20 protein-coding genes and 2 tRNA genes are annotated in these 22,776 nt (G+C 61.9%); 11 read left to right on the top strand and 11 right to left on the bottom strand.

Going from position 1 to position 22,776, the window contains the following annotated elements:
• Positions 1 to 627: 627 nt before the first annotated feature.
• The 3 genes from C8J36_RS04535 to C8J36_RS04545 all read right to left on the bottom strand — a co-directional run bounded on the left by C8J36_RS04535 (position 628) and on the right by C8J36_RS04545 (position 3,784).
• Positions 628 to 701, bottom strand: a tRNA-Cys gene (locus C8J36_RS04535).
• Between the two features lie 295 nt (positions 702 to 996).
• Entirely contained in the window at positions 997 to 1,902 is a 906-nt protein-coding gene (locus C8J36_RS04540; protein ID WP_165914956.1) for a 3-hydroxyacyl-CoA dehydrogenase, read from the bottom strand.
• Positions 1,903 to 2,488: 586 nt separating this feature from the next.
• Complete coding sequence (locus tag C8J36_RS04545) at positions 2,489 to 3,784, bottom strand: SLC13 family permease (RefSeq protein ID WP_245506458.1); 1,296 nt, start codon at positions 3,782 to 3,784, stop codon at positions 2,489 to 2,491.
• Between the two features lie 107 nt (positions 3,785 to 3,891).
• On the opposite strand from C8J36_RS04545, the gene C8J36_RS04550 reads away from it, so the two are divergent.
• Positions 3,892 to 4,812, top strand: coding sequence for a LysR substrate-binding domain-containing protein (locus C8J36_RS04550; protein WP_132533065.1), 921 nt, complete (start codon positions 3,892 to 3,894; stop codon positions 4,810 to 4,812).
• A gap of 148 nt (positions 4,813 to 4,960) precedes the next feature.
• Here C8J36_RS04550 and C8J36_RS04555 read toward each other — a convergent pair.
• A tRNA-Ser gene (locus C8J36_RS04555) sits at positions 4,961 to 5,050 on the bottom strand.
• Between the two features lie 203 nt (positions 5,051 to 5,253).
• Between C8J36_RS04555 and C8J36_RS04560 the strand changes: the two genes are divergently transcribed.
• The 8 genes from C8J36_RS04560 to C8J36_RS04595 all read left to right on the top strand — a co-directional run bounded on the left by C8J36_RS04560 (position 5,254) and on the right by C8J36_RS04595 (position 13,213).
• On the top strand, positions 5,254 to 5,523 hold the full coding sequence (locus C8J36_RS04560; RefSeq protein WP_062593177.1) for a hypothetical protein: 270 nt from the start codon (positions 5,254 to 5,256) through the stop codon (positions 5,521 to 5,523).
• Between the two features lie 188 nt (positions 5,524 to 5,711).
• Complete coding sequence (locus tag C8J36_RS04565; RefSeq protein ID WP_062593180.1) at positions 5,712 to 6,806, top strand: septal ring lytic transglycosylase RlpA family protein; 1,095 nt, start codon at positions 5,712 to 5,714, stop codon at positions 6,804 to 6,806.
• Positions 6,807 to 6,866: 60 nt separating this feature from the next.
• Entirely contained in the window at positions 6,867 to 8,000 is a 1,134-nt protein-coding gene (locus C8J36_RS04570) for a D-alanyl-D-alanine carboxypeptidase family protein (RefSeq protein ID WP_132533067.1), read from the top strand.
• Positions 8,001 to 8,195: 195 nt separating this feature from the next.
• Positions 8,196 to 8,882 carry a dTMP kinase gene (gene tmk, locus C8J36_RS04575; protein WP_132533069.1) on the top strand — a complete coding sequence of 229 codons (687 nt, stop codon included), beginning with the start codon at positions 8,196 to 8,198 and terminating at the stop codon, positions 8,880 to 8,882.
• On the top strand, positions 8,879 to 9,922 hold the full coding sequence (locus C8J36_RS04580; protein WP_132533071.1) for a DNA polymerase III subunit delta': 1,044 nt from the start codon (positions 8,879 to 8,881) through the stop codon (positions 9,920 to 9,922). The genes tmk and C8J36_RS04580 overlap by 4 nt, the downstream gene beginning before the upstream one ends.
• A gap of 120 nt (positions 9,923 to 10,042) precedes the next feature.
• Positions 10,043 to 11,593 carry a methionine--tRNA ligase gene (metG, locus tag C8J36_RS04585; protein ID WP_132533073.1) on the top strand — a complete coding sequence of 517 codons (1,551 nt, stop codon included), beginning with the start codon at positions 10,043 to 10,045 and terminating at the stop codon, positions 11,591 to 11,593.
• 14 nt (positions 11,594 to 11,607) lie between these two features.
• Entirely contained in the window at positions 11,608 to 12,387 is a 780-nt protein-coding gene (locus C8J36_RS04590) for a TatD family hydrolase (protein WP_132533883.1), read from the top strand.
• A 13-nt stretch (positions 12,388 to 12,400) separates the two neighbouring features.
• Positions 12,401 to 13,213, top strand: a complete 813-nt coding sequence (locus C8J36_RS04595) for an MBL fold metallo-hydrolase (protein ID WP_132533075.1) — start codon at positions 12,401 to 12,403, stop codon at positions 13,211 to 13,213.
• A gap of 6 nt (positions 13,214 to 13,219) precedes the next feature.
• Here the strand turns inward: C8J36_RS04595 and C8J36_RS04600 are convergent, their stop codons facing one another.
• Positions 13,220 to 14,164 (bottom strand): phosphoribosylaminoimidazolesuccinocarboxamide synthase, encoded by a 945-nt coding sequence (locus C8J36_RS04600; RefSeq protein ID WP_132533885.1) that lies wholly within the window; start codon positions 14,162 to 14,164, stop codon positions 13,220 to 13,222.
• A 617-nt stretch (positions 14,165 to 14,781) separates the two neighbouring features.
• Between C8J36_RS04600 and C8J36_RS04605 the strand changes: the two genes are divergently transcribed.
• The gene (locus C8J36_RS04605) at positions 14,782 to 15,201 is read left to right on the top strand and encodes a DUF4864 domain-containing protein (protein ID WP_132533077.1); all 420 of its coding nucleotides are present in this window, start codon (positions 14,782 to 14,784) and stop codon (positions 15,199 to 15,201) included.
• A gap of 74 nt (positions 15,202 to 15,275) precedes the next feature.
• Here C8J36_RS04605 and tgt read toward each other — a convergent pair whose 3' ends face one another.
• The 5 genes from tgt to coaD all read right to left on the bottom strand — a co-directional run bounded on the left by tgt (position 15,276) and on the right by coaD (position 19,229).
• The gene (gene tgt / locus C8J36_RS04610) at positions 15,276 to 16,406 is read right to left on the bottom strand and encodes a tRNA guanosine(34) transglycosylase Tgt (protein ID WP_132533079.1); all 1,131 of its coding nucleotides are present in this window, start codon (positions 16,404 to 16,406) and stop codon (positions 15,276 to 15,278) included.
• The gene (gene queA, locus C8J36_RS04615; protein WP_132533081.1) at positions 16,403 to 17,482 is read right to left on the bottom strand and encodes a tRNA preQ1(34) S-adenosylmethionine ribosyltransferase-isomerase QueA; all 1,080 of its coding nucleotides are present in this window, start codon (positions 17,480 to 17,482) and stop codon (positions 16,403 to 16,405) included. Before queA ends, tgt begins: the two co-directional genes overlap by 4 nt.
• 77 nt (positions 17,483 to 17,559) lie before the next feature.
• Positions 17,560 to 18,069, bottom strand: coding sequence for a peptidylprolyl isomerase (locus C8J36_RS04620; RefSeq protein ID WP_132533083.1), 510 nt, complete (start codon positions 18,067 to 18,069; stop codon positions 17,560 to 17,562).
• A 27-nt stretch (positions 18,070 to 18,096) separates the two neighbouring features.
• Positions 18,097 to 18,663 (bottom strand): peptidylprolyl isomerase, encoded by a 567-nt coding sequence (locus C8J36_RS04625; RefSeq protein ID WP_132533085.1) that lies wholly within the window; start codon positions 18,661 to 18,663, stop codon positions 18,097 to 18,099.
• 68 nt (positions 18,664 to 18,731) lie between these two features.
• Positions 18,732 to 19,229 (bottom strand): pantetheine-phosphate adenylyltransferase, encoded by a 498-nt coding sequence (coaD, locus tag C8J36_RS04630; RefSeq protein ID WP_132533087.1) that lies wholly within the window; start codon positions 19,227 to 19,229, stop codon positions 18,732 to 18,734.
• Positions 19,230 to 19,543: 314 nt separating this feature from the next.
• On the opposite strand from coaD, the gene C8J36_RS24775 reads away from it, so the two are divergent.
• Positions 19,544 to 19,684, top strand: coding sequence for a hypothetical protein (locus C8J36_RS24775; protein WP_165914957.1), 141 nt, complete (start codon positions 19,544 to 19,546; stop codon positions 19,682 to 19,684).
• A gap of 112 nt (positions 19,685 to 19,796) precedes the next feature.
• On the opposite strand, the gene gyrA is transcribed toward C8J36_RS24775, so the two are convergent.
• A complete protein-coding gene (gene gyrA, locus C8J36_RS04635; protein ID WP_132533089.1) occupies positions 19,797 to 22,622 on the bottom strand; it encodes a DNA gyrase subunit A in 2,826 nt (941 codons plus the stop codon).
• Between the last annotated feature and the right edge of the window lie 154 nt (positions 22,623 to 22,776).

Raw genomic sequence — 22,776 nt, forward strand, 5'->3', positions numbered from 1 at the left:
CGGCGCATCTGCGCCTCCGACAACAGCATCAGGTCACTCATGGCAGCGTCTCCTTTCGATCCCAGTGAATCAAAACGCAGAGCGCGCCGCAAGAGGTTAATAGGTCCTGAGCCTAGTGCAGGCATTGTCTCGCCGTCAGGATGCTGGGGCTTTATGCGTTGACAAAGCAGCGCGGTCCGGCAAATTTCACGAACGGGGGAAGTTCGCAGCATCGGGACGCGGCGAAGTGACGAAATCGCTTCCGCGCAATCTCGCATAGGCGAGGGCTTGTCTTCTCGTATAAAGGGAAAATGGTGTAAAGAAAAAATGGACGGCCGCCGTGATCTCGTGGCAGCGACGTGACGTCAATCTGTCGCCCGACCCCGTTCTAAAACCAACGGCAGTCGCGTCCGGTGCCCTTGTGACAGAATCGAACTCTCCCGTCTACTCTTCACACCAGCAGGGCCGATGAACGATGGTTTGCACCAAAACGAGCCCTAAAAGGACGATCTATAAAGCGGTATTGGTGAAAGAGAGACCGGTCTTCCACAGCCGACTTCCGTATGGCGGAACGCGAGAGTTTCCGATTGCCACGACTGAGGCATTCGAGAGAGAAATCAATTCGTTGAAGGAGACTAAAATAGTGTTTGGAGGCCTCGCCCGGAATTGAACCGGGGTGCAAGGATTTGCAGTCCTCTGCGTCACCACTCCGCCACGAGGCCTCTTCGGGTCGATCAACGAGCCGTGGCCAGCGTTTAGAATGATCCTAGATGAAGCGCAAGAGGTGGGGTCTGATTTTGCTATTTTTCTTGGGCCGACTTCAGGAAAATCCCGGAGAAATGTCGCCACGCTGGAGCGACAAATTCTAGGTGATGCGATCGCGCGCTACTCGCTTGTATCAAGGAATGTAACGTATCGGTCATGTCACCGGTACGCGTTTTTCCGTGATCCCGAGGCTAAAGCCCAACGCCGGTCCGGCGTTACCGGACCTGCGCTGAATGGTCTTGAACGCCACTCTTATTTGAGAAATTCCGCATGGCGGAACGCGGGATCGGGGTAGCGGTAGAAGCCTTGACCGCTGGCGACGCCCAGCTTGCCCTGATCGACGAAATTCTCCTTGAGGTAAGTCACGATCGGCAAGAGTTCCGTTCGGCCACCGTGCTCGGCCATATGGCTCAGCGCATTGTAGACGGTACCGATGCCCATCATGTCCACCATGCCGATCGGGCCCATTTCCATGGCCGTCCCGATCATCCAGACGCGATCGACATCCTCGAACGAGGCGACGCCGCGGGCAACGAGATCGAGGCCTGTCGTCACGAAGGAGGCGATCAGCGAGTTCGAGATATAGGCGGCATGTTCCTTGGCGATCAGGATCGGGACCAGCCCCATCCGACGTGAGAAGGCGACGATCTCATCGACCAGACCGGCGTCCGTTCCCGGGTGCGGCATGATCTCGAACATCGGCCGTGCCCAAATCGGCCGTGCGACGTGGCAAGCGAGGAAGCGTTCCGGGCGGTCGGTGAACGCGGCGATTTGGCTTGGCAGCATCGTCGATGTGTTGCTCGTGAAAATCGTCTTGGCCGGGCAGTGAATCGACAAGCCCTCATATGTCTTGCGCTTGACGTCGATCGCCTCTGTGACCGACTCGCTCACGAGATCGACATCGACCGCGGCTTTCGCCAGATCGGTCTCGTAAGTCAGGCGCGACAGCGTTTCTGCCGGGCTGACCGTCCCCCACCAGCCCTCGGCAGCGAGAGCGGTAGCGAATTGGCCATGACGCTCGTGCGAGGACTCCAGCGATCCCTGAGACACATCGTACATGACAACGTCGAGGCCGCGCGCGGCAAAATAGAAGCCGATCTCGGAGCCAACCTGACCCGAGCCCGCGATGAGTATCCTTTTGATCGTCGTGTTTTCCATATTCGGCTCCTCCCGAAACTGCATTGTTGTGTCGCTGAACTGTCGAAATCGGATCCCAGCGATGTCATCAGCCTTGTGAGGCTCATCCCTACGCCCAAAGCGTGTTGCGATCTTTCCGATTCACTTTTTGCGCTTTAAGTCCTCGATTTTACGCCTGTCTTTACCGAAAAATCGCTGCACACCTGGCGCCACAGGCCTTGGTCGTTTTTCCCAAATGTGAGGGTCCCCCGGTTCCTCATCCAGATTGCCGTGCCTATCCGGCGTTCATCTGGCGGCAATCTTGACCGCGACGGTAATATATTAGTGCAGCTTCAGTTAGCCAAGCGATATCTAAGGTCCGCGCTCGCCGGTCTCGCAGCCACGCCTCAACCTTGGGTCGGGCATCCGCCGGGGGACAGGACCAAATGATTTCCGGTCCTTGTCAGGACGGCGGGTGTTCGAGCTCTCGCCGAAGGCAAATTTAATCGGATGACGTCTAACGTGAGTCCGTGTTGTCAGGTTCAGCGGCAGAGCGCCTTCGAGATGAACTCGGGCCCAGTGTCGATATGGGCCGCGGGTGCATGACCTTTGGATCGGCGACCCGCGACTATCCATGCATCAGCCCGAGCATTCGAAACCACAAGTAGTCGAGGGGCACGAGCACAGCGAATGTCAGGGCGGCAAGCGTCAGACATAGAATGATCCCGTCGCGGGCCGGCACCTTGCCCATGCCCATAGCGACGACGATGGGAGATGCCTGGTACGGCAAGAGCGGCGTCGCGTACCCGATGACTTGCACCATCAGCACTGTCAAAAGAGGCAGGCCTGAGCCATCTGCCAGTGTTTGGGCGAGCGGCGTGTACAAGGCGGGTACGCCGTTGGCAGTGACGACGAAGTTGAGCGCAGTGTTCAGACCCACCAGCGTTCCGAAATTCGACGCAGGCCGCTCCGGGTCCAGCGGCAGGACCGCGAGAAGAAACCGACCGATCATGTCGCCAAGGCCGGTATGCGTGACAAATGCCGCGAGACCCAGAATGCCGGCGATGTAGATACAGGTGCGAAAATTGACACCGGACGCGAAGTCTTCACCGGTCAGGAAGCCGATGCGTGGCAGAAGGCAAATGCAGGCTGCCGCAAGCCCGATCCACGCCGGTCCGATTCCATGGAGGGCATCAGTCATCCAAAGCGCCAATGTAGCGATCAGGAGGAGTCCGAGCCGGATCTCCGGCGAGGTCAGAGACGATGACGTCTCTATGGTCGCCGGCCTTTTCGGCTGGGTCGGAAAGAGAATGCAAATGCAACCGACAAGAACCGTACCCTTTAGCAGGCCGAGCACCGGTGCGTGAAGAAGCAGATAGGGAAGATACGAAAGGTGGATGCCGAACGTTGTTTCCGCGGCTCCGGCCATGACGAGATTAGGGACGTTGGCAGGCAGGATGCTGGCCGATAGCTGAAATGTGCCGAATCCGACCGCGAGTGCTAACCCGATGCGACCGCGACCACCATCTGCCAGTCCGGCTCTGTCCGCCAGCGCCATGACGACCGGCATCAGCAAAGCGATACGACCCATGTTGGATGGCATGACGAACGCGAGCGCGTAGGTCAGCAGGACGACGCCGCCGACCATACACAGCCAGGAGCCGCACAAATACGTGGAAAGAGACCGGGCGGCGCGGTCTGCCAAGCCGGCTTTGCGGATTGCGGCACCGAGGACAAAGCCGCTGAGCACCAGCCAAAACGCGGAAGACAGAAACCCGGCAAAGACGACGTCAGCCGGCGCAGCATGCAGCACCATGGCGGCGGCAAAAAACAACAATGCCGTAAGGTATTCGGGCAATCGTCCCACCGCCCAGAGGCCGATCGTGATGCTGACAAGCCCGACTGGCAACCAAATTTCTTGCACCGTACCCTCGCATCTCCAACTTCCACAGATACGAAGGATGGAGCAAGTCATGACCTTTGAAAATCTGCGATATCTGATATCATCCTTCGTCAAACCTGAAGGCTCTCATGCGTCGCCTCGATCTCAACGATCTCTCCCTGTTCCGGCATATCGCCGAATCTGGCAGCATCACCGCCGGCGCTGTGCGTGCGAACACGGCTCTGGCCGCTGCCAGCACGCGGCTGCGCGGTGTTGAAGATATTCTGGGAACGCAACTCATGGCGCGTAGTCGCCAGGGTGTCACGCTCACGAGGGCCGGCGAAGCTTTGCTTCTACATGCCCGCAGCCTGTTGGCCGAGGCGGACCGGATGCACGAGGACATGGCGACCTACGCGGGTGGAACGGGCGGCCACGTCAGGCTCTTGTCCAACACCAATGCGCTGACCGAATTCCTGCCGGCAGCACTCGGCCGTTTCCTCGCAGCCTTTCCTGGTACGACGGTGGACCTTCAGGAGCGCTTGAGCGACGAGATCGTCGACCTCGTCGCCGAAGGGATCGCCGACCTCGGTATCGTAGCCGGAACGGTCGATACCGGCACGCTTCAGGTGTTGCCGTTTCGGTCGGATCGGTTTGTGGTCGTGCTGCCACGCGGCGACCGTTTCTCCGATCGATCGTCCCTAGCCTTTGTTGACGTACTCGATCGAGATTTCGTGGGCCTCGATCGCGCCAGTGCTCTTCAGCGCTTCCTCATTGGTCGTGCCGCTCGATTCGGACGCAGACTGCGGCTTCGCGTCCAGCTCCGAAGTTTCGACGCCGTATGTCTCATGGTCGAAGCCGGTGTTGGCATCGGGATTGTGCCGGAAACGACCGCCCGACGAGCGGCGCATACGATGGCAATCGGCACTGTCCCCCTCACCGACGAATGGGCGCTCCGCGATTTGCGCATCTGCATCCGTGACGAGGCCAGCCTGTCCGGCAGCGCCCGCCGCCTGCTTGAGCATCTTGTCGAACCTGTCGGAGGAATTCTCGAAAGCGATACTTCCGCCTGAGCCGCACGAGTTTTTCCTGAACCTCCGTGGCCCGAACGTTGGTCGCCGATCATGTTGCGGGGCCAGCTTCGTTGCCGATCAAAGATTCCGTGCGGCAATCGGCGGTGTTCGCGCACGATATCGTACCTTAGCGGACAATCGGCGGGGATGGCGGAAGAGGTGGGATTCGAACCCACGGTACGGTCTCCCGCACGCCGGTTTTCAAGACCGGTTCCTTAAACCACTCGGACACTCTTCCGGAAGCTGACGTCGTTCGAGGGTGTGATGGGATTAGCGGTTGGCGGGCAGGTCGTCAACTCGGGGTTTACCTGTGTGGTCGGTGGGTTTTGCGGGATGAAGGGAAGGCGAGGGGCCGGGGTGCGGGTATCGGGATGGTGTCTGGAACAAAAATCGACGGAACGTGTTGCTGCGGAGGATAAACCGTAACGATGGAGATGAGCGATGCGGACTGTCATGACTATCTCGGCTCTCGTCCTGGGTGTTGCTTTGTCGCAGCCGGCTGTTGCTGCCTTAGGCAATCTGGATTCAAGCCTCTATGCCGATGTTGCACTGGCGGGAATCAGGCCTTCGGCTCCGGCGGACGCCACCGTTTCTGACCAGCGCGCCGAAATCTGCGTGCCTCCTGACGAACAATACATCCCGTCCTTCGTCCGCGATCCCGGCGGCCGGATCGTGGGCGTCAATTATACGATCATCGAGTATGTCTGCTGAGTGCGGCAGCCTATCATCGTAACCAAGCATTAACCATAAAAGGCAATTCCGTTGGCTGCGCGACGACCGCGTTCGCATTTATGCCATGTTGCTGTCATTTTTGACGACTGTATCTTTTTGGTACGACCGGCTCGCCCGCGAGGGGCAGGGGTGCTCCGGTTTCGTCAGATAGCGGCAATGTGGGACACATGACTTTCAGACAATACGCACGTTTCCTGGTGAAGGGCGCAGGTTTCGCCGCCGTTCCGGCTATTTGTCTTGTGCTGACGTCCTGCGGCACGACGGGCAAGGTCGATGCACCCAAGAAGCGCAGCAAGGAGTATTTTCCGGAATCCGTCTACGGCGTCAAAGCGAGCCCCCGTGTCGCCGACGGCAAGAATATTCCGAAAGGCGGCGGACGCTATCAGGTCGGCAAGCCCTACAAGGTCAAGGACAAGTGGTACACGCCGAAGGAAGATTTCAGCTACAATAAGACTGGCATCTCGTCCTGGTATGGATCGGCATTTCATGGCCGGCTGACCGCCAACGGCGAAGTCTACGATACGGCGCATCTCTCTGCCGCGCACCCCACATTTCCATTGCCGAGCTATGCGCGCGTGACCAATGTCGAGAATGGGTCGTCGGTCATCGTCCGTGTCAACGATCGCGGACCCTATGAGTTCGGACGGATCATCGACGTGTCTTCGAAGACGGCCGATCTCCTCGACATCAAGCGCAAGGGCAGCGCCCAGGTGCGCGTCCAGTATGTCGGCCGCGCGCCGCTCGAAGGCAATGACATGCCCTATCTGATGGCGTCCTATGCGTCCAAGGGGAGCCGCGTTCCCGGAATTGCGCCGGAGGGCCAGATTGCTTCCGGCGTTATGGTTGCTTCAAACGAACCGCTGGCGCGGCAGGTGCGCAATCTCGGTTCGGCCGATCTGGGCACCGTTTCCATTCCGGCCAAGGCATCGGCACAGGCAGTCCGCATGCGCCCGTCGCCGTCCGCCGCTCCGTCGCTTGACCGTGGCTCTTCCATGACCGCGCTCGCTGAGCCGGATCACGTGCTCCGCGCGCCGGGCGCCATGGAGGCTCTGGAGGCGTTCGTGACGCTTCCGGACATCGGTCCCATCCCTGTGGAGCGCCCGGGCAATTTCGGGAAGTCGGGGAATGGCGCACTCTATGCCGCCGCCTATGTCGAGGCGCGCGTCAGCACGTCGGAAACCGCCTTCGATGCGATCATGGTCGATCCGCATGCGCTTACCTCGTCCGCGATCATGGCCCATGCCAAGCGCAGCGCCCGCTAGGCCCGACCGAAACGTCGCCGCACATGGGGACGGCTCGTGAGGCGTTGGCAATGGGGCGGTATGCTCGCTGTCGCGATGGCGCTGGCATTTTCCGGGTCGGCTTCACAAGCGCAGGAATTCGAGACCAAGGCACGCCAGGCCCTGGTGATCGACGCGCTGACCGACACGGTGCTCCTCTCGAAAGCCGCAGACGAAGCCGTACCGCCGGCATCCATGGCGAAACTGATGACCGTGGAGCTGGTGCTTTCCGCGTTGAAGGATGGAAGCCTCGCGCGCGACACGTTTTTTCCGGTCAGCGAACATGCCTGGCGAACCGGCGGTGCACCGTCGGGCACATCGACGATGTTTGCGGCATTGAATTCGCGCGTTTCGGTCGGGGATCTGCTGCAAGGCATCGTCGTGCAATATGCCAACGACGCCTGCATCGTGCTGGCGGAAGGCATGGTCGGCAGCGAGGGCAAATTCGCCGAACGCATGACCGCGCGGGCGCGTGAGATCGGCTTGAAAGCCTCGACATTCGCCAATCCGACAGGCCTTCCGGCCGCGGGCAATCTCACCACGATGCGCGATCTCGTCACCCTCGCGCGCCATGTGCGGTCCGCCTATCCCGACGACGTCGTGCTGTTCCGGCAGGCGGAGTTCGAGTGGAACAAGATCCGCCAGAGAAACCGCAATCCGCTCATTTCCGCCGAGATCGGCGTCGATGGTTATGTCACCGGCTTTGCCGAAGGCTATGGCTACGGCATCGTCGCGTCTATGGAGCGGGATGGGCGACGGGTCGATCTGGCGCTGAACGGGTTGCAGACGGACAAGGATCGGACCGCCGAGGCAAAGCGCGTGTTCGACTGGGCGATGACACAGTTTTCGGAGAAGCGCCTGTTTGCCGAAAGCGAGCTCGTCGCGGAGGCGAGCGTCTATGGTGGCGACCGTCCGACCGTGGGATTGGTGACCGCCGGGCCGGTCGATATTCTGCTGCCGGTGAAAACGCCGGCGAAGCTTTCCGCACGCGTGGTTTACCGCTGGCCTCTGACCGTTCCCGTGCGCGCCGGTGATGTCGCAGCCACGCTGCGGATCTGGAACGGCGATCACCTTCTCCGCGAGGTTCCCCTGAAAGCGGCAGCCTCCGTCGAGGCGGGCTCGCTGACGAGCCGCGCGACGGATGCCCTTCAGGAATTGCTGTTCTTCTGGCTTTAAGCGGCCGGCGCTCGGGCCAACGCGCTTGCCGTCCTGGCCGCGCCTTTTCAAGCTGCTTGTCTTCAGACCAAGGTGCTTGTTTTCAGACAGGGAGCAATAGGCTACTGGATCACCCAACCGCTCCAGAAGTCTCGCGAGAGCACGGGAGCGGTCGGGCGCAGGGCGATGTCTTGCGGTCCTCAGACGACAGAGGCGATGGATTTGGCGGCAGAGGCAGTGTTCGTGACATTCGAGGGCGGTGAGGGGGTCGGCAAATCGACCCAGATCCGCCTGCTGGCCGGCGCATTGGAGGCGCGTGGCCATGCCGTTCGCATCACCCGCGAGCCCGGCGGCTCTGCCGGCGCCGAGGCGGTGCGGCATGTCATCCTCTCGGGAGCCGCTGAATCCTATGGCGTGCGCATGGAGGCGCTGCTCTTTGCCGCCGCACGCAGCGACCATGTGGAAACCGTGATCCGGCCGGCTCTCGAGACCGGAAGTGTCGTGCTTTGCGATCGTTTCATGGATTCGTCGCGCGTCTATCAGGGGATTACCGGAAATCTGCCGGAGCGGCTGATCGACGGGCTGGAGCGTGTAGCGATCAATGGCTTGCGGCCCGATATCACCATCATCCTCGATATGCCCGCAGCCGAGGGCCTCGCGCGGGCGCGCAGCCGTGCGTCGCAGTCCGCCGATGTCGCGAGCGCCGTGCCGGATCGCTTCGAGAAAGAAGAGCTGGAGACCCACGAGAAGCGCCGGGAGGCCTTTCTCGATATCGCGGCGCGAGACCCGGGGCGGTGTCGCATCGTCGACGCGTCACGTGCCGTCGATCTCATCGCGGCCGACGTGCTTTCCGCCGTTGAGGCCCTGATCTCCGATCGGCAGGCAGGGAAGGTCACGGCATGAGCGACGGTCGATCGGATATTCTGGATGGCGCCATCACACCGTCCGACAACGCTGTGCTGTTCGGACACGCCGAGGCACAAGCCTTTCTTGCGACGGGATACCGATCGGGCAAGGGCCATCACGCGATCCTCATCGAGGGGCCGGAGGGTATCGGAAAGGCGACGCTCGCGTTTCGGTTCGCCAACCATGTGCTCAGCCATCCCGAACCTGCCGCGGCGCCGACGGTGATCGCCGACCCCGATCCGGGTTCTGTGGTCAGCCGCCAGATCACCGCCGGATCGTCCCACAACGTCCTCCATCTCACGCGTCCCGTGGATGAGAAGACGGGAAAGGTGAAAAGCGCAATCACCGTGGACGAGGTGCGGCGGGCAGGGCGGTTCTTCTCGCAAACCTCGGGGACGGGCAACTGGCGCATCGTCATCATCGATCCGGCCGATGACCTCAATCGCAATGCGGCGAACGCGATTCTCAAGATTCTCGAGGAGCCGCCGAAACGGTCGATGTTCCTCGTCCTCAGCCACGCGCCGGGACGGCTGCTGCCGACGATCCGCTCGCGCTGCCTGCCGCTGAGCCTGAAGCCGCTCACCGACGCCGATATGACGAAGGCGCTCGCGCATCTCGATATCCGGCTGGAGGGCGAACAGGGTGCGCGCGTTCTCGCTGCGGCGAAAGGCAGCGTTTCCGAAGCTCTGAAGCTCGTCCATTACGGCGGGCTCGACATCATCGATGCCTTCGACCACATGCTCGCCCATCCCGACGATGCGCCGGCCCGGCGCGAGATGCACAAGCTGGCGGAGATCCTCGCCGCGAAGGACAGCGATACGATTTTCGATTTCTTCGCGACCCTGGTCGCCCGGCATGTGACGGGACAGGCCAGGGCGGCAGGCCTTGCAGGCGATCTGGCTGGCGCCGAGCGCTTTGCGCGCCTGTCTTCGGAGCTCTCCGAGCGCCTGACGGTGGCCGACGCCTACAACCTCGACCGAAAGCAGACCGTCCTGTCCATTCTGGATGATCTGCGAACGGCCGGAAGACTCGCCTGAGTTTGCAACCCTTGGCAGGGCTCGTTTTTCGACCTCTTCCATTCCCTCCGCTCCGGGATTGGTTTAAGGACGGTGCACGCTCCCAAGTGCCCGATAGCTCGACCTGCAGAAGTGCCGCCCATGACAGACACGTCCCCCTTCTACATCACCACCGCGATCGCCTATCCGAACGGGCGGCCGCATATCGGCCATGCCTACGAGCTGATCGCGACGGATGTCGTCGCGCGGTTCGAGCGCCTTGACGGGCGCGACGTCTTCTTCCTCACGGGAACGGACGAGCATGGGCAGAAGATGCAGCAGACGGCGCGGCGCGAGGGTCTGACACCGCAGGAACTGGCCGATCGCAATGCCGCCGAGTTCCAGGCGATGGTGAAGCTGCTCGAGGGCTCGAACGACGACTATATCCGCACGACGGAAGCCCGCCACCACGAGGCCGTGAAGGCCATCTGGAACAGGATGGCGGACGCCGGCGACCTCTACAAGGATGCCTATTCCGGCTGGTATTCCGTGCGCGACGAAGCCTATTATCAGGAGAGCGAGACCGAGATGCGCGCCGATGGCGTGCGTTACGGGCCGCAGGGGACACCGGTCGAGTGGGTCGAGGAGGCGAGCTATTTCTTTCGCCTGTCCGCCTACCAGGACCGGCTGCTGAAGCATTACGAAGACAATCCGGACTTCATCGGCCCGGCCGAGCGGCGCAACGAGGTCATCTCGTTCGTGAAATCCGGGCTCAAAGACCTGTCCATGTCGCGCACGACGTTCGACTGGGGCATTCCCGTGCCCGGCGATCCCGCGCATGTCATGTATGTCTGGGTCGATGCTCTGACGAACTACATCACCGCCACCGGCGCCCTGACGGACCCGGAAGGGCCGCGTGCGAAATACTGGCCGGCGAGCATCCACATGATCGGCAAGGACATCATCCGTTTCCACGCCGTCTACTGGCCCGCTTTCCTGATGTCGGCCGGCCTGCCGCTGCCGAAGAAGGTCTTTGCCCACGGCTTCCTGCTCAACAAGGGCGAGAAGATGTCGAAGTCTCTCGGCAATGTGGTCGATCCGATCAATCTTGTTGAGCATTTCGGTCTCGACCCGATCCGCTATTTCTTCATGCGCGAAGTCTCCTTCGGGCAGGACGGAAGCTATAGCGAGGAGGCGATCGCCACGCGGTTCAATTCCGATCTGGCGAATGGCATCGGCAATCTGGCGAGCCGCTCCCTGTCCATGATCGTCAAGAACTGCGACGGCGCCATTCCGGCCTGTGGCCCCTTGAGCGAAGCGGACGCGGCCATGCTGTCTTCTGCAGACGCGCTGCACGGCTCGACGCGAGCCGACATGGATGCGCTTGCCATTCACAAGGTGCTTGCCTCGATCATCTCAGTGGTCTCGGAAGCCGACCGCTATTTTGCAGGGCAGGAACCCTGGGCGCTGAAGAAGACCGACCCTGCCCGCATGGGCACCGTGCTCTACGTCACGGCAGAGGTCGTGCGCCAGGTGGCGATCCTGCTGCAGCCCTTCATGCCGGGCTCGGCGGCGAAGCTTCTCGATCTCGTGGCCGTGCCGGAGGATCGCCGCAGCTTCGCGTTTCTCGGCGCTTCCGGACGGATCGCCTCGGGAACGCCGCTCGAAGCGCCGAAGCCGGTCTTCCCGCGCTACATCGCGCCCGAGGCCTGACCGTGACGGCTCCTTTGCTGATCGACACGCATTGCCATCTCGATTTCCCGGATTTCGAGGCCGAGCGGGATGACATCGTCGCCCGTGCAGCCGAGATCGGCGTGCACAAGCTCGTCACGATCTGCACGCGGGTGAAACGGTTCGAGACGATCCTGGCGGTCGCCGAGCGATACGACACTGTGTTCTGTTCGGTCGGTACGCATCCGAACAATGCGGACGAGGAACTCGACGTCACGACGGAGGATCTCGTCCGGCTCTCGGCGCATCCGAAGGTGGTGGCGATCGGCGAGGCGGGTCTTGACTATTTCTACGACACGCAACGTCCGGAAGACCAGAAGACGGGCCTCCTCCGTCACATTGCCGCTGCACGAGAAACCGGTCTCCCGCTCGTCATCCACAGCCGGTCAGCAGACGCCGACATGGCCGAGATCCTGACGCTTGAGACCGGGAAGGGGGCGTTCCCCTTCATTCTCCACTGCTTTTCCTCGGGACCGGATCTCGCCCGGATCGGTGTGGAGCTTGGCGGCTATATCTCGTTCTCCGGCATCCTGACCTTTCCGAAATCCGAGGAGCTCCGCACGATCGCCCGCACCGTGCCGCACGACCGGCTGCTGGTGGAGACGGACGCGCCCTACCTCGCGCCAAAGCCTTTCCGCGGCAAGCGCAACGAGCCGGCCTATGTCGCCCACACCGCGCAGGTGCTCGGCGAGACGCTTGGCCTGTCCGTGGATGAGATCGCGGCGATCACGACGGAGAACGCGTATCGCGTCTTTTCCAAGATGCCACGATCCTGAACCGGTGGCGTTGATGGCGGCACGGCGGATTTTCACCATTCTCGGCTGCGGATCGTCGCCCGGCGTGCCGCGCATCACCGGCGATTGGGGCGCTTGCGACCCGCTCAATCCGAAGAACCGCAGACTGCGCGCCGCCTTGCTGGTCGAGCAGGTGTCGGAGACCGGCGGGCGGACCACGGTGCTGATCGACACCGGACCGGACCTGCGCGAGCAACTGCTGGCCGCCGGGGTGAGGGACCTCGATGCCGTGGTTTACACCCACTCGCATGCCGATCACCTCCATGGCATCGACGACCTGCGCGGCTTCGTCATTCACAACCGCCGACAGACGCCGATCTGGGCGGACGCCTTTACGCTCGCCCGGATCCGCGAGGGATTTAGCTACTGCCTGCAGTCACCGCCCGGAAGCAATTACCCGCCGATCATCCGCGCCTGCTTGATAGAGCCGTCTCTGGAGCCGTTCCATGTCGAGGGCGCCGGTGGCACGATCACCTTCGAGCCGCTGCTGCAGGTGCACGGATCGATCCATTCGCTCGGTTTTCGCATCGGCGATTTCGCCTATTGCACGGATGTCAGCGATTTCCCGCCGGAGACGGTCGCAAAGCTTGGTGGCCTGCAGACGCTGGTGATCGACACGCTGCAGTATCAGTATCATCCGAGCCATCTGTCCCTCGAACAGGGCCTCGCCTGGATCGACACCATCGCGCCGCGCCGCGCCATCCTCACGCATATGCATGTGCCGCTCGACTACGACACCGTCATGGCGGAAACGCCGGCCCATGTCGAGCCGGCCTATGACGGCCTCAAGGTCGTGTTCGACGTCTGACGGCGTCTAGGAGAAATAGGGCCTCAGGTTGTCGCGGATGCGGTCGAGAACGCTGTCGCCGCGCAGATCGGGCTCGAATGTGCCACCGGTGATCGTCTCATAGGCCTCGATATAGACCTTGGACGTCTGATCGATCAGCGCGTCCGGAATGGCCGGGATCGGATCCTTGTAAGGATCGCACCGCTCTGTGACCCAGGCGCGCACGAAATCCTTGTCAAAACTCTTCGGCCGGCCGCCGGTCGCGAAACTCTCGGGATAGCTTTCGGCGATCCAGTAGCGGCTGCTGTCCGGCGTATGGATTTCGTCGGCCAGCACGATGCGCCCGGAGGCGTCGGTGCCGAACTCGTATTTCGTATCGACGAGGATCAGTCCGCGTCTCGCCGCCAGTTCCTGTCCGCGTGCAAAGAGCGCCAGCGCATAGGCCGAGACCGTTTCCCATTGCTCCGGCGTCAAGAGCTTCTGCGCCAGGATGTCCTCTGCCGAAAGCGGCTCGTCGTGACCGCCATCGAAGGCCTTGCTCGTGGGTGTGATGATGGCGGCAGGAAGCTTCTCATTGTCCTTCATGCCATCGGGAAGACGCGTTCCATACATGGAGCGCTCGCCGTTGCGATACTTGGTCAGGATCGACGTGCTGGTCGTGCCGGCGAGATAACCGCGCACGACGATTTCGACCGGCAGGATATCGAGCCGCGTTCCGACGACGACGTTCGGATCGGGATATTCGAGCACATGGTTCGGGCAGATATCCGCCGTCTGCTCGAACCAGTAGCGCGCCGTCTGCGTCAGCACCTGACCCTTGAACGGGATTGCCGTCAGCACGACGTCGAACGCGCTCAGCCGGTCCGTCGCAATGATGATCCGCCGACCATCCGCCAGATCGTAGTTCTCCCGGACCTTGCCATTGTAGCGCCCGGGAAGCTCGGGAATGAAGGCGTCGGGGAGAATACGCAAAGTGCTGTCGGTCAATGGCCCATCTCGTCGCTGAAAAACACCTCCGTCGATTAGCCGCGCTTTGGACGTTGCGTCAAGAGATGAGGCTGAACCTGTTGAAAGTGCGATGTGCGACCCGCTATGCAAGGCTGACCGCTGCCCGTGTTCGAACGCACGATGCATCCGCCTTGGCAGCCCAAAGACACCGTATGAACCGCCATCGGCATGGACTTATGTTCCATAATCTATCTTATCTGACTTAGATGTTTGGCCAGGGTGGGTTCAAGGATGAAGTGCGACTTGCGATCGATAACAGTGGCTTATCAGTTGCAAGGAACGCCCCATGAAACGCGCCACCTCCCAGATCGATCTGGATGAACGCCGCAAGATTGCTCGTCGGTGTCGCCGTCGCATGCGCTGGATCTGAGCGAGCGCCAGGTTCGCCGGTTGCCGGAGCGGATACACACGGGCGGTACGGCGCCGATCCGGCACAAGGCGATCGGTCACAGTGCAAGATCCTGGGATATCGGAGCTGCAGCTCTCTCACGTCGCGAAAGATGCCCGTGGAGCCCTGATACTTCCCTTTGCGCGCTTTCAGCGTAAGCTGCGGCCTATGTCGTCATGGGATGGAGGTTGCGATGGGGCGTGTTGTCGTGGGAGCGGGATTGATCGTGGCGCTGCTGTTGGCCTCGCCGGGTCTGGCGGCCGAGCCGGTGGATGCGGCGAGATCCGTGATCGGTCGGCAGATCGAAGCCTTTCTGAACGATGATGCCGCGACGGCCTATTCCTTTGCCTCGCCGCAGATCAAGGGACTGTTTCCGAGCCAGGCTCTGTTTTTCGAGATGGTGAAGCGCGGCTATCGGCCTGTCTACCGCCCCGGGAATTTTGCGTTCGGCCGAAGCAAGATCGAGGGCTCCACGGTCGTGCAGGAAGTGCTGATCTCCGGGCCCGACGGCAAGGACTGGACGGCGCTGTATTCGCTGACGCTCCAGCCCGATGGCAGCTACAAGATCAACGGGGTGCAGATGCTGCAGCAGGCGCCAGGCCCGGAAATCTGATTTTTAAAAGCGATGCTGCCGCTGCCAGGTGCGCCGCTCGCCGGCCCACCACGACCGGGCCCTTCTTCGCGCCGTCAGACGGGAGCGAGATCGCCCCTCGCCCACTCTTCCTGCGTCTCCGCCATGAAATCGGCATACCGCCCTTCCTCGATCGCTTTCCGAATACCGGCCATGAGGTCCTGGTAATAGGAAAGGTTGTTCCAGGTCAGGAGCATGCCACCGAGGGATTCGTTTGCGCGGACCAGATGGTGGAGATAGGCGCGGGAGTAGTCGCGTGCGGCGGGACATGTGGATTGCTCGTCCAGCGGGCGCATGTCCTCTGCGTGGCGGGCATTGCGCAGGTTGATGCGGCCGCGGCGGGTGAAGGCGAGGCCGTGGCGGCCCGAGCGGGTCGGCATGACGCAGTCGAACATGTCGATGCCGCGGGCGACAGATTTCAGGATATCGTCCGGCGTGCCGACGCCCATGAGATAACGCGGCTTTTCGAACGGGAGTTCCGGGCAGGTCGTGTCCAGCATGTCGAGCATGACGGCCTGGGGTTCGCCCACGGCGAGCCCACCGACCGCATAGCCCTTGAGGTCGAGGCCGGCCAGCGACCGCGCCGAGCGGACACGCAGCTCCGGGTTGTCGCCGCCCTGCACAATTCCGAACATGGCCTTGGCGGGCTGGTCGCCGAAGGCCGTCTTGCAACGCTCGGCCCAACGCAGCGACATTTCCATCGCACGCTCGATCTCGCGCGGCTCGGCCGGTAACCGAATGCACTCGTCGAGCTGCATCTGGATGTCGCTGCCAAGCAGGCCCTGGATCTCGATCGACCGCTCCGGCGACATATGGTGCAAGGCGCCATCGACATGGCTCTTGAAGGTCACGCCCTGCTCGTCCAGCTTGCGCAGGCCGGAGAGCGACATGACCTGAAAGCCGCCGCTGTCGGTGAGAATTGGGCCCTGCCAGCGGATCAGGTCGTGCAGTCCGCCGAGACGCGCCACCCGTTCCGGGCCCGGGCGGAGCATCAGGTGATAGGTGTTGCCGAGAATGATGTCGGCGCCGAGTTCCTTCACCTGATCGAGATACATCGCCTTCACCGTGCCGACGGTCCCGACCGGCATGAAAGCCGGCGTGCGGATGGTGCCCCGCGGCATGGACACCGCGCCGCGGCGCGCCTTGCCGTCGGTGGCGGTCAGGTTGAACTGGAATGTCTCTGTCATGGTTCGTTCCGGAAAAGCAGGCTGGCATCGCCATAGGAATAGAAGCGGTAGCCGTCCGCAATGGCAGTGGCATAGGCGGTGCGCATGGTGTCGAGGCCGGAAAAAGCCGAGACGAGCATGAACAGCGTCGATTTCGGCAGGTGAAAATTCGTCATCAGAATATCGACGGCGCGGAACCTGTAGCCGGGCGTGATGAAGATGCCGGTCGGCCCCGACCAGGGTGCGATGTGCCCGTCCTCGGCTGCGGCGCTCTCGATCAGGCGGAGCGACGTCGTGCCGACGCAGACGATCCGCCCGCCCCTCGCCCGCACGGCGTTCAGCTTTTCGGCAATCTCGGCCGAGACGTGGCCGATCTCCTGGTGCATCCTGTGGTCGTCGGTATCGTCGGCCTTTACCGGTAGAAACGTGCCGGCGCCGACATGCAGGGTCACGAAATGGCGCTCGACGCCGCGGGCGTCCAGAGCGGCAAAGAGCCTGTCGGTGAAATGCAGACCGGCCGTCGGTGCGGCAACGGCCCCTTCCTCACGGGCATAGACGGTCTGATAATCCTCACGGTCCTTTGCATCCTCCGGTCGCTTGGAGGCGATATAGGGCGGCAGAGGAATATGCCCGACGGCCGCAATGGCTTCGTCGAGCGCGGGACCGGAGAGATCGAACGCGAGCGTGACCTCGCCACCCTCGGTCTTCGCCTCGACGGTCGCGTCCAGCGTACCGAGAAGGCAGGTGTCGCGGTCGTCGCCGAAGCGAATGCGATCGCCGGGCTTGATCCGCTTGCCCGGCCTGGCGAAGGCCTTCCACCGATCCGGCGCGATGCGCATGTGCAGCGTGGTCGAGACGGCCTGCTCGGTCGCGCCCTCGCGAAGACGGACGCCTTCCAGCTGCGCGGGAATGACCTTCGTATCGTTGAAGACCAGGGCATCGCCGGGCTCGAGGAAAGACGGGAGATCGATGACACTGCGATTCTCGAGCGGTTGCCCCGGGCGCACGACGAGCATGCGGGCGCTGTCGCGTGGGCTTGCCGGCCGCAAGGCGATATTGTCGTCCGGGAGATCGAAGTCGAAGAGATCGACGCGCATAAACAAGCACTTCTTAAAAATGAGAGGCCCGCCCGACGGCCGCGAAAGCTGTCGGGCGGGCCTTGCCATAGCCTGAATCAGGCGTTCGCAGCAATCTTCATCGAGACGATGCTGTCGGGATCCTTGACCGGCTCGCCGCGCTTGATGTTGTCGATGTTTTCCATGCCCTCGATGACCTGACCCCAGACCGTGTACTGCTTGTTCAGCCACGGGCTGTCGGTAAAGCAGATGAAGAACTGGGAGTTCGCCGAATTCGGCATCTGGCTGCGGGCCATGGAGCACGTGCCGCGCACGTGGCTGGTGGCCGAGAATTCCGCCTTGAGGTCCGGCTTGGACGAGCCGCCCATGCCGGCGCGGGCCGGATTGAAATCCTTGCCGCCCTGCTTGCCGAACTGCACGTCGCCGGTCTGCGCCATGAAATCTTCGATGACGCGGTGGAACACGACGCCGTCATAGGCACGTTCCGCAACCAGTTCCTTGATGCGGGCGACATGGCCCGGCGCCAGATCGGGCTTCAGCTCGATCACGACCTGTCCCTTGGTGGTTTCCATGATGATCGTGTTTTCCGGATCCTTGATCTCGGCCATGCTCTTCTCCTTCAAAGAATGGTGGTGTTACTTGCCGACCTTGACGCTGATCATGCGGTCGGGATTGGTGACGGAGCCGCTGTCGCCCTCGCCCTTCTTGATCTTGTCGACATTTTCCATGCCGGACACGACCTGGCCGACGACGGTATACTGGCCGTTCAGGAACGAGCCTTCGTCGAACATGATGAAGAACTGCGAATTGGCGGAGTCAGGGCTCTGCGAGCGCGCCATGCCGACGGTCCCGCGCTTGAACGGCGTCTTGGAAAACTCGGCGGGCAGATCGGGCTTGGACGAACCGCCCATGCCGGCACGACCGGCCTCGAAGTTCTTTTCGAGATTACCGTACTGAACGTCGCCGGTCTGCGCCATGAAGCCGGGGATGACGCGATGGAAGGCGACGTTGTCGTAAGCGCCTTCGGCCGCCAGTTCCTTGATCCGCGCGACATGCTTCGGAGCGATTTCGGGGAGCAGCTCGATCACGACGGGACCGCTTTTCAGGTTGATCGTCAGGAGGTCCTTCGCCTGGGCGACGGCAGCGCCGGTAAGCACTGCCAGGGATACTGCGCCTGCAAGGGCAAGCTTGAAGAATGTCATGATGGCTCCGTGTTTCGTCTGCGGATGTGTTGTGGCTGTATCGATATATAGCGCCGAAAGCGTCGAGGTCAGCGTTGCGCCTTACGAATTGCGAGCGCCTGAACGACCACCTTCGGCACGAAAGGACCGACATCGCCGCCCATCGCCGCGATCTGGCGGACCAATGTGGCGGTTATGGGCCGGGAGGCCGTCGCGGCGGGAATGAAGACGGTCTGGATGTCCGGCGCCATCTCGCTATTCATGCCTGCCATCTGCATCTCGTAGTCGAGATCCGTGCCGTCGCGTAATCCGCGGATAAGAACAGACGCGCCATGGCGCCGCGCGGCATGGATGACCAGATCGTCGAACGAGACGACCGAGACATCCCCGCTGCGGTCCGGCAAGGTCTCGCCGATCGCGTGGCGGATCAGCGTTGCCCGTTCATCGAAGGAAAAGAGAGGCGTCTTGCCGGGATGGACCCCGATCGCAACGATGACGGTCTGCACCACGGCGAGAGACTGGGCGAGAATATCGCGGTGCCCGTTCGTGATCGGATCGAAGGAGCCGGGGTAGAAAGCTGTCGTCATCGCACCGTATTCCGTTTCGGCAGTCTTGTGTCACGCCCGTCAGGATGGCGCAAGATGCACCGACGCTCTCCCCCGAGCCGCTTCTCACCCATCGCAACAGTAGATGCAAGAATAGATCTCTGTATTTTGCGGAACCTTTTTCTGTGTTGCCCCGTTGATGGGGCAGAAAGGATGACCGCCATGGGATTGATGCTGTTTTCGATGATGATGTTTTTCACGATGATCTTTGCGACGGCGCACGCACTTCGCTCCGAGGTCATCTCGAAACCAAAGCCTGCTCGCCGGTTTGTCATTACCAAGTAAGGAAGTTCGACATGGCCGTTGTCATGATGATCGTGTCGGCAGTGATTAGTATCGTGTTCCTGTTCGATTTCACGAAGACCATTCTGCAGCTGAAGCGCGATCGCGAGGCGATCCAGGCCTCCCGCCGACACAGCGAAGGTTTCTCGATCTAAGCAAGTTTTCCTCCCAAGGCGACCTCCAGCGCTGCGGGATACAAAAAAGCCGGACGGTTCCCTCCCGTCCGGCTTTTCTCGTTTCGATAGGCTCTGCCAGACCCTTGCGGGACTATTCCGACGCGGTATCCGGCGCTTCGGGCGTCTGAGCGTCGTCTGTCGCGGCTTCCTGAGCCAGTTGCTCATCGATGATGGCGACAGCGGCTTCATCGTCCTCCGGCTCGCTGATGCGCTCGACGGAGACGACCTTTTCGTCCTTTGCCGTGGAGAAGATCGTGACGCCCTTGGTGGCGCGGCTGGCGAGGCGGATCCCACCGACGGGAACGCGGATCAGCTGCCCACCGTCCGAGACGAGCATGATCTGGTCGGCATCTTCCACCGGGAAGGCAGCGACGAGAACGCCGATCTCGTTCGTCTTCGACGTGTCGGTGGCCCGAATTCCCTTGCCGCCGCGACCGGATGTGCGGAAGTCGTAGGTCGAGGAGCGTTTGCCGTAGCCTTTTTCCGAGACGGTGAGAACGAACTGTTCCTGGGCCTTGAGTTCGTCGTAGCGTTCCTGCGACAGTTCGCCGACGACCTCGGCTCCCTCTTCACCGACCAGTGCAATGTCGTCATCTTCGCCTGCGACCGCCTCCCCGGCCACAAGACGCCGTTCGACCGATGCACGCTTGAGATAGGAAGCGCGCTCCCATGGTTCCGCGTCGACATGGCTGACGATCGTCATGGAAATGATGCGATCGTCCTTGCCGAGCGAGATGCCACGGACGCCGATCGAATTGCGGCCGGCAAAAACGCGGACATCGTCCACGGGGAAGCGAATGCACTGGCCGAGCGCCGTGGTCAGAAGCACGTCGTCGCGATCGGTGCAGGTTTCCACGGACAGGATTTCGTCGCCATCCTCTTCCAGCTTCATCGCGATCTTGCCGTTGCGGTTGACCTGGATGAAATCCGACAGCTTGTTCCGGCGAACCGTGCCGCGCGTCGTGGAGAACATGACGTCGAGATTGGCCCAGCTGGCCTCGTCCTCAGGCAGCGGCATGATCGTGGTGATGCGTTCGCCCGGTTCGAGCGGCAGCATGTTGATCAGCGCCTTGCCACGCGAGGTCGGCGTGCCGATCGGCAGGCGCCAGACCTTCTCCTTGTAGACAATGCCGCGCGAGGAGAAGAACAGGACCGGCGTGTGCGTGTTGGCGACGAACAGGCGGGTGACGAAATCCTCGTCGCGGGTCGACATGCCGGAGCGGCCCTTGCCGCCGCGGCGCTGCGCCCGGTAGGTGGTCAGCGGCACGCGTTTGATGTAGCCGAGATGAGACACGGTCACGACCATGTCTTCGCGGGAGATAAGGTCCTCGTCGTCCATATCCGGACCGCCTTCGACGATCTCGGTGCGACGCGGCGTGCCGAATTCCTCGCGGATGGCCGTCAGCTCGTCCTTGACGATCGTCATGATCCTCAGGCGGGATCCCAGGATCTCCAGATAGTCGCTGATCTCGGCGCCGATCTTGTTCAGCTCATCGCCGATTTCGTCGCGTCCAAGCGCCGTCAGACGGGCAAGACGCAGTTCCAGGATGGCGCGGGCCTGTTCCTCGGAGAGATTGTAGGTGCCGTCCTCGTTGATCCTGTGGCGGGGATCGTCGATCAGCCGGATCAACGAGTCCACGTCATGTGCCGGCCAGCGGCGCGTCATCAACTGCTCGCGCGCGGTCGCCGGATCGGGCGCCTCGCGGATCAGCTTGATGATCTCATCGATATTGGCGACCGCGATGGCGAGACCGACCAACACATGGGCGCGCTCGCGCGCCTTGCGCAGCAGGTACTTGGTGCGGCGGCTGACGACTTCCTCGCGGAAGGCGACGAAGGCGCGCAGCATGTCGAGCAGCGTCATCTGCTCCGGCTTGCCGCCGTTCAGCGCCACCATGTTGCAGCCGAACGAGGTTTGCAGCGGCGTGTAGCGATAGAGCTGGTTGAGGATGACCTCGGCATTGGCGTCGCGCTTCAGCTCGATGACCACGCGGTAGCCCTGGCGATCGCTCTCGTCGCGCAGATCGGAGATGCCCTCGATGCGCTTGTCGCGCACGAGCTCGGCCATCTTCTCGATCATCGTCGCCTTGTTCACCTGATAGGGAACCTCGGTGACGATAATCATCTCGCGATCGTTGCGCATCGGCTCGATATGCGCCTTACCGCGCATGATGACCGAACCGCGGCCCGTCTCGTAGGCCGAGCGGATGCCGGAGCGCCCCATGATCATGGCGCCGGTCGGGAAGTCCGGTCCGGGAATGATCTCCATCAGTTGCGGCAGCTCGAGCGCGGGATCTTCGATCAGGGCGATGCAGCCGGTGATGACTTCGGAGAGGTTGTGCGGCGGGATGTTCGTCGCCATGCCAACCGCGATGCCGCCGGCGCCGTTGACGAGCAGATTCGGAAACTTCGCCGGCATGACGACCGGCTCGGACAGCGTGCCGTCGTAATTGTCGCGAAAATCGACGGTTTCCTTGTCGAGGTCGTCGAGAAGGGCGTGCGCCGACTTCTGAAGACGGCACTCTGTATAGCGTTCGGCCGCCGGCGGGTCGCCGTCGATGGAACCGAAATTGCCCTGCCCGTCGATCAGCGGCAGGCGGAGCGACCAGGGTTGCGCCATGCGGGCCAGCGCGTCGTAGATCGCGAGGTTGCCGTGCGGATGGTATTTACCCATCACGTCCCCGGTCACACGGGCGCATTTGACGTATTTCTTGTTCCAGTCGATCCCCAGTTCGCTCATGCCGAACAGGATGCGCCGATGAACCGGCTTCAGGCCGTCGCGAACATCGGGGAGCGCGCGGCTGACGATGACGCTCATCGCGTAATCGAGATAGGAGCGCTGCATTTCCTCGATAATGGAAATGGGCTCGATGCCTGGTGGGTTCTTGCCGCCGCCGGGAGGTGTTTGCTCAGTCAATTTGGGTCACGATCGTTGGTCAGAATCAGAGGGCTATATATAATCGACACAGCGCCCATGCGCCAATTTCCGCAGGGGGTTGTGAACAGTCTTCTGCCTTTCTGGCAGCAAAAGGGCGGCTTTCCAAGGTAAACTTGCGACAGGGACGCCCTGC

Origin of the sequence: Rhizobium sp. PP-F2F-G48, assembly GCF_004342335.1 — a bacterium.
Classification (GTDB): Bacteria; Pseudomonadota; Alphaproteobacteria; order Rhizobiales; family Rhizobiaceae; genus Ferranicluibacter.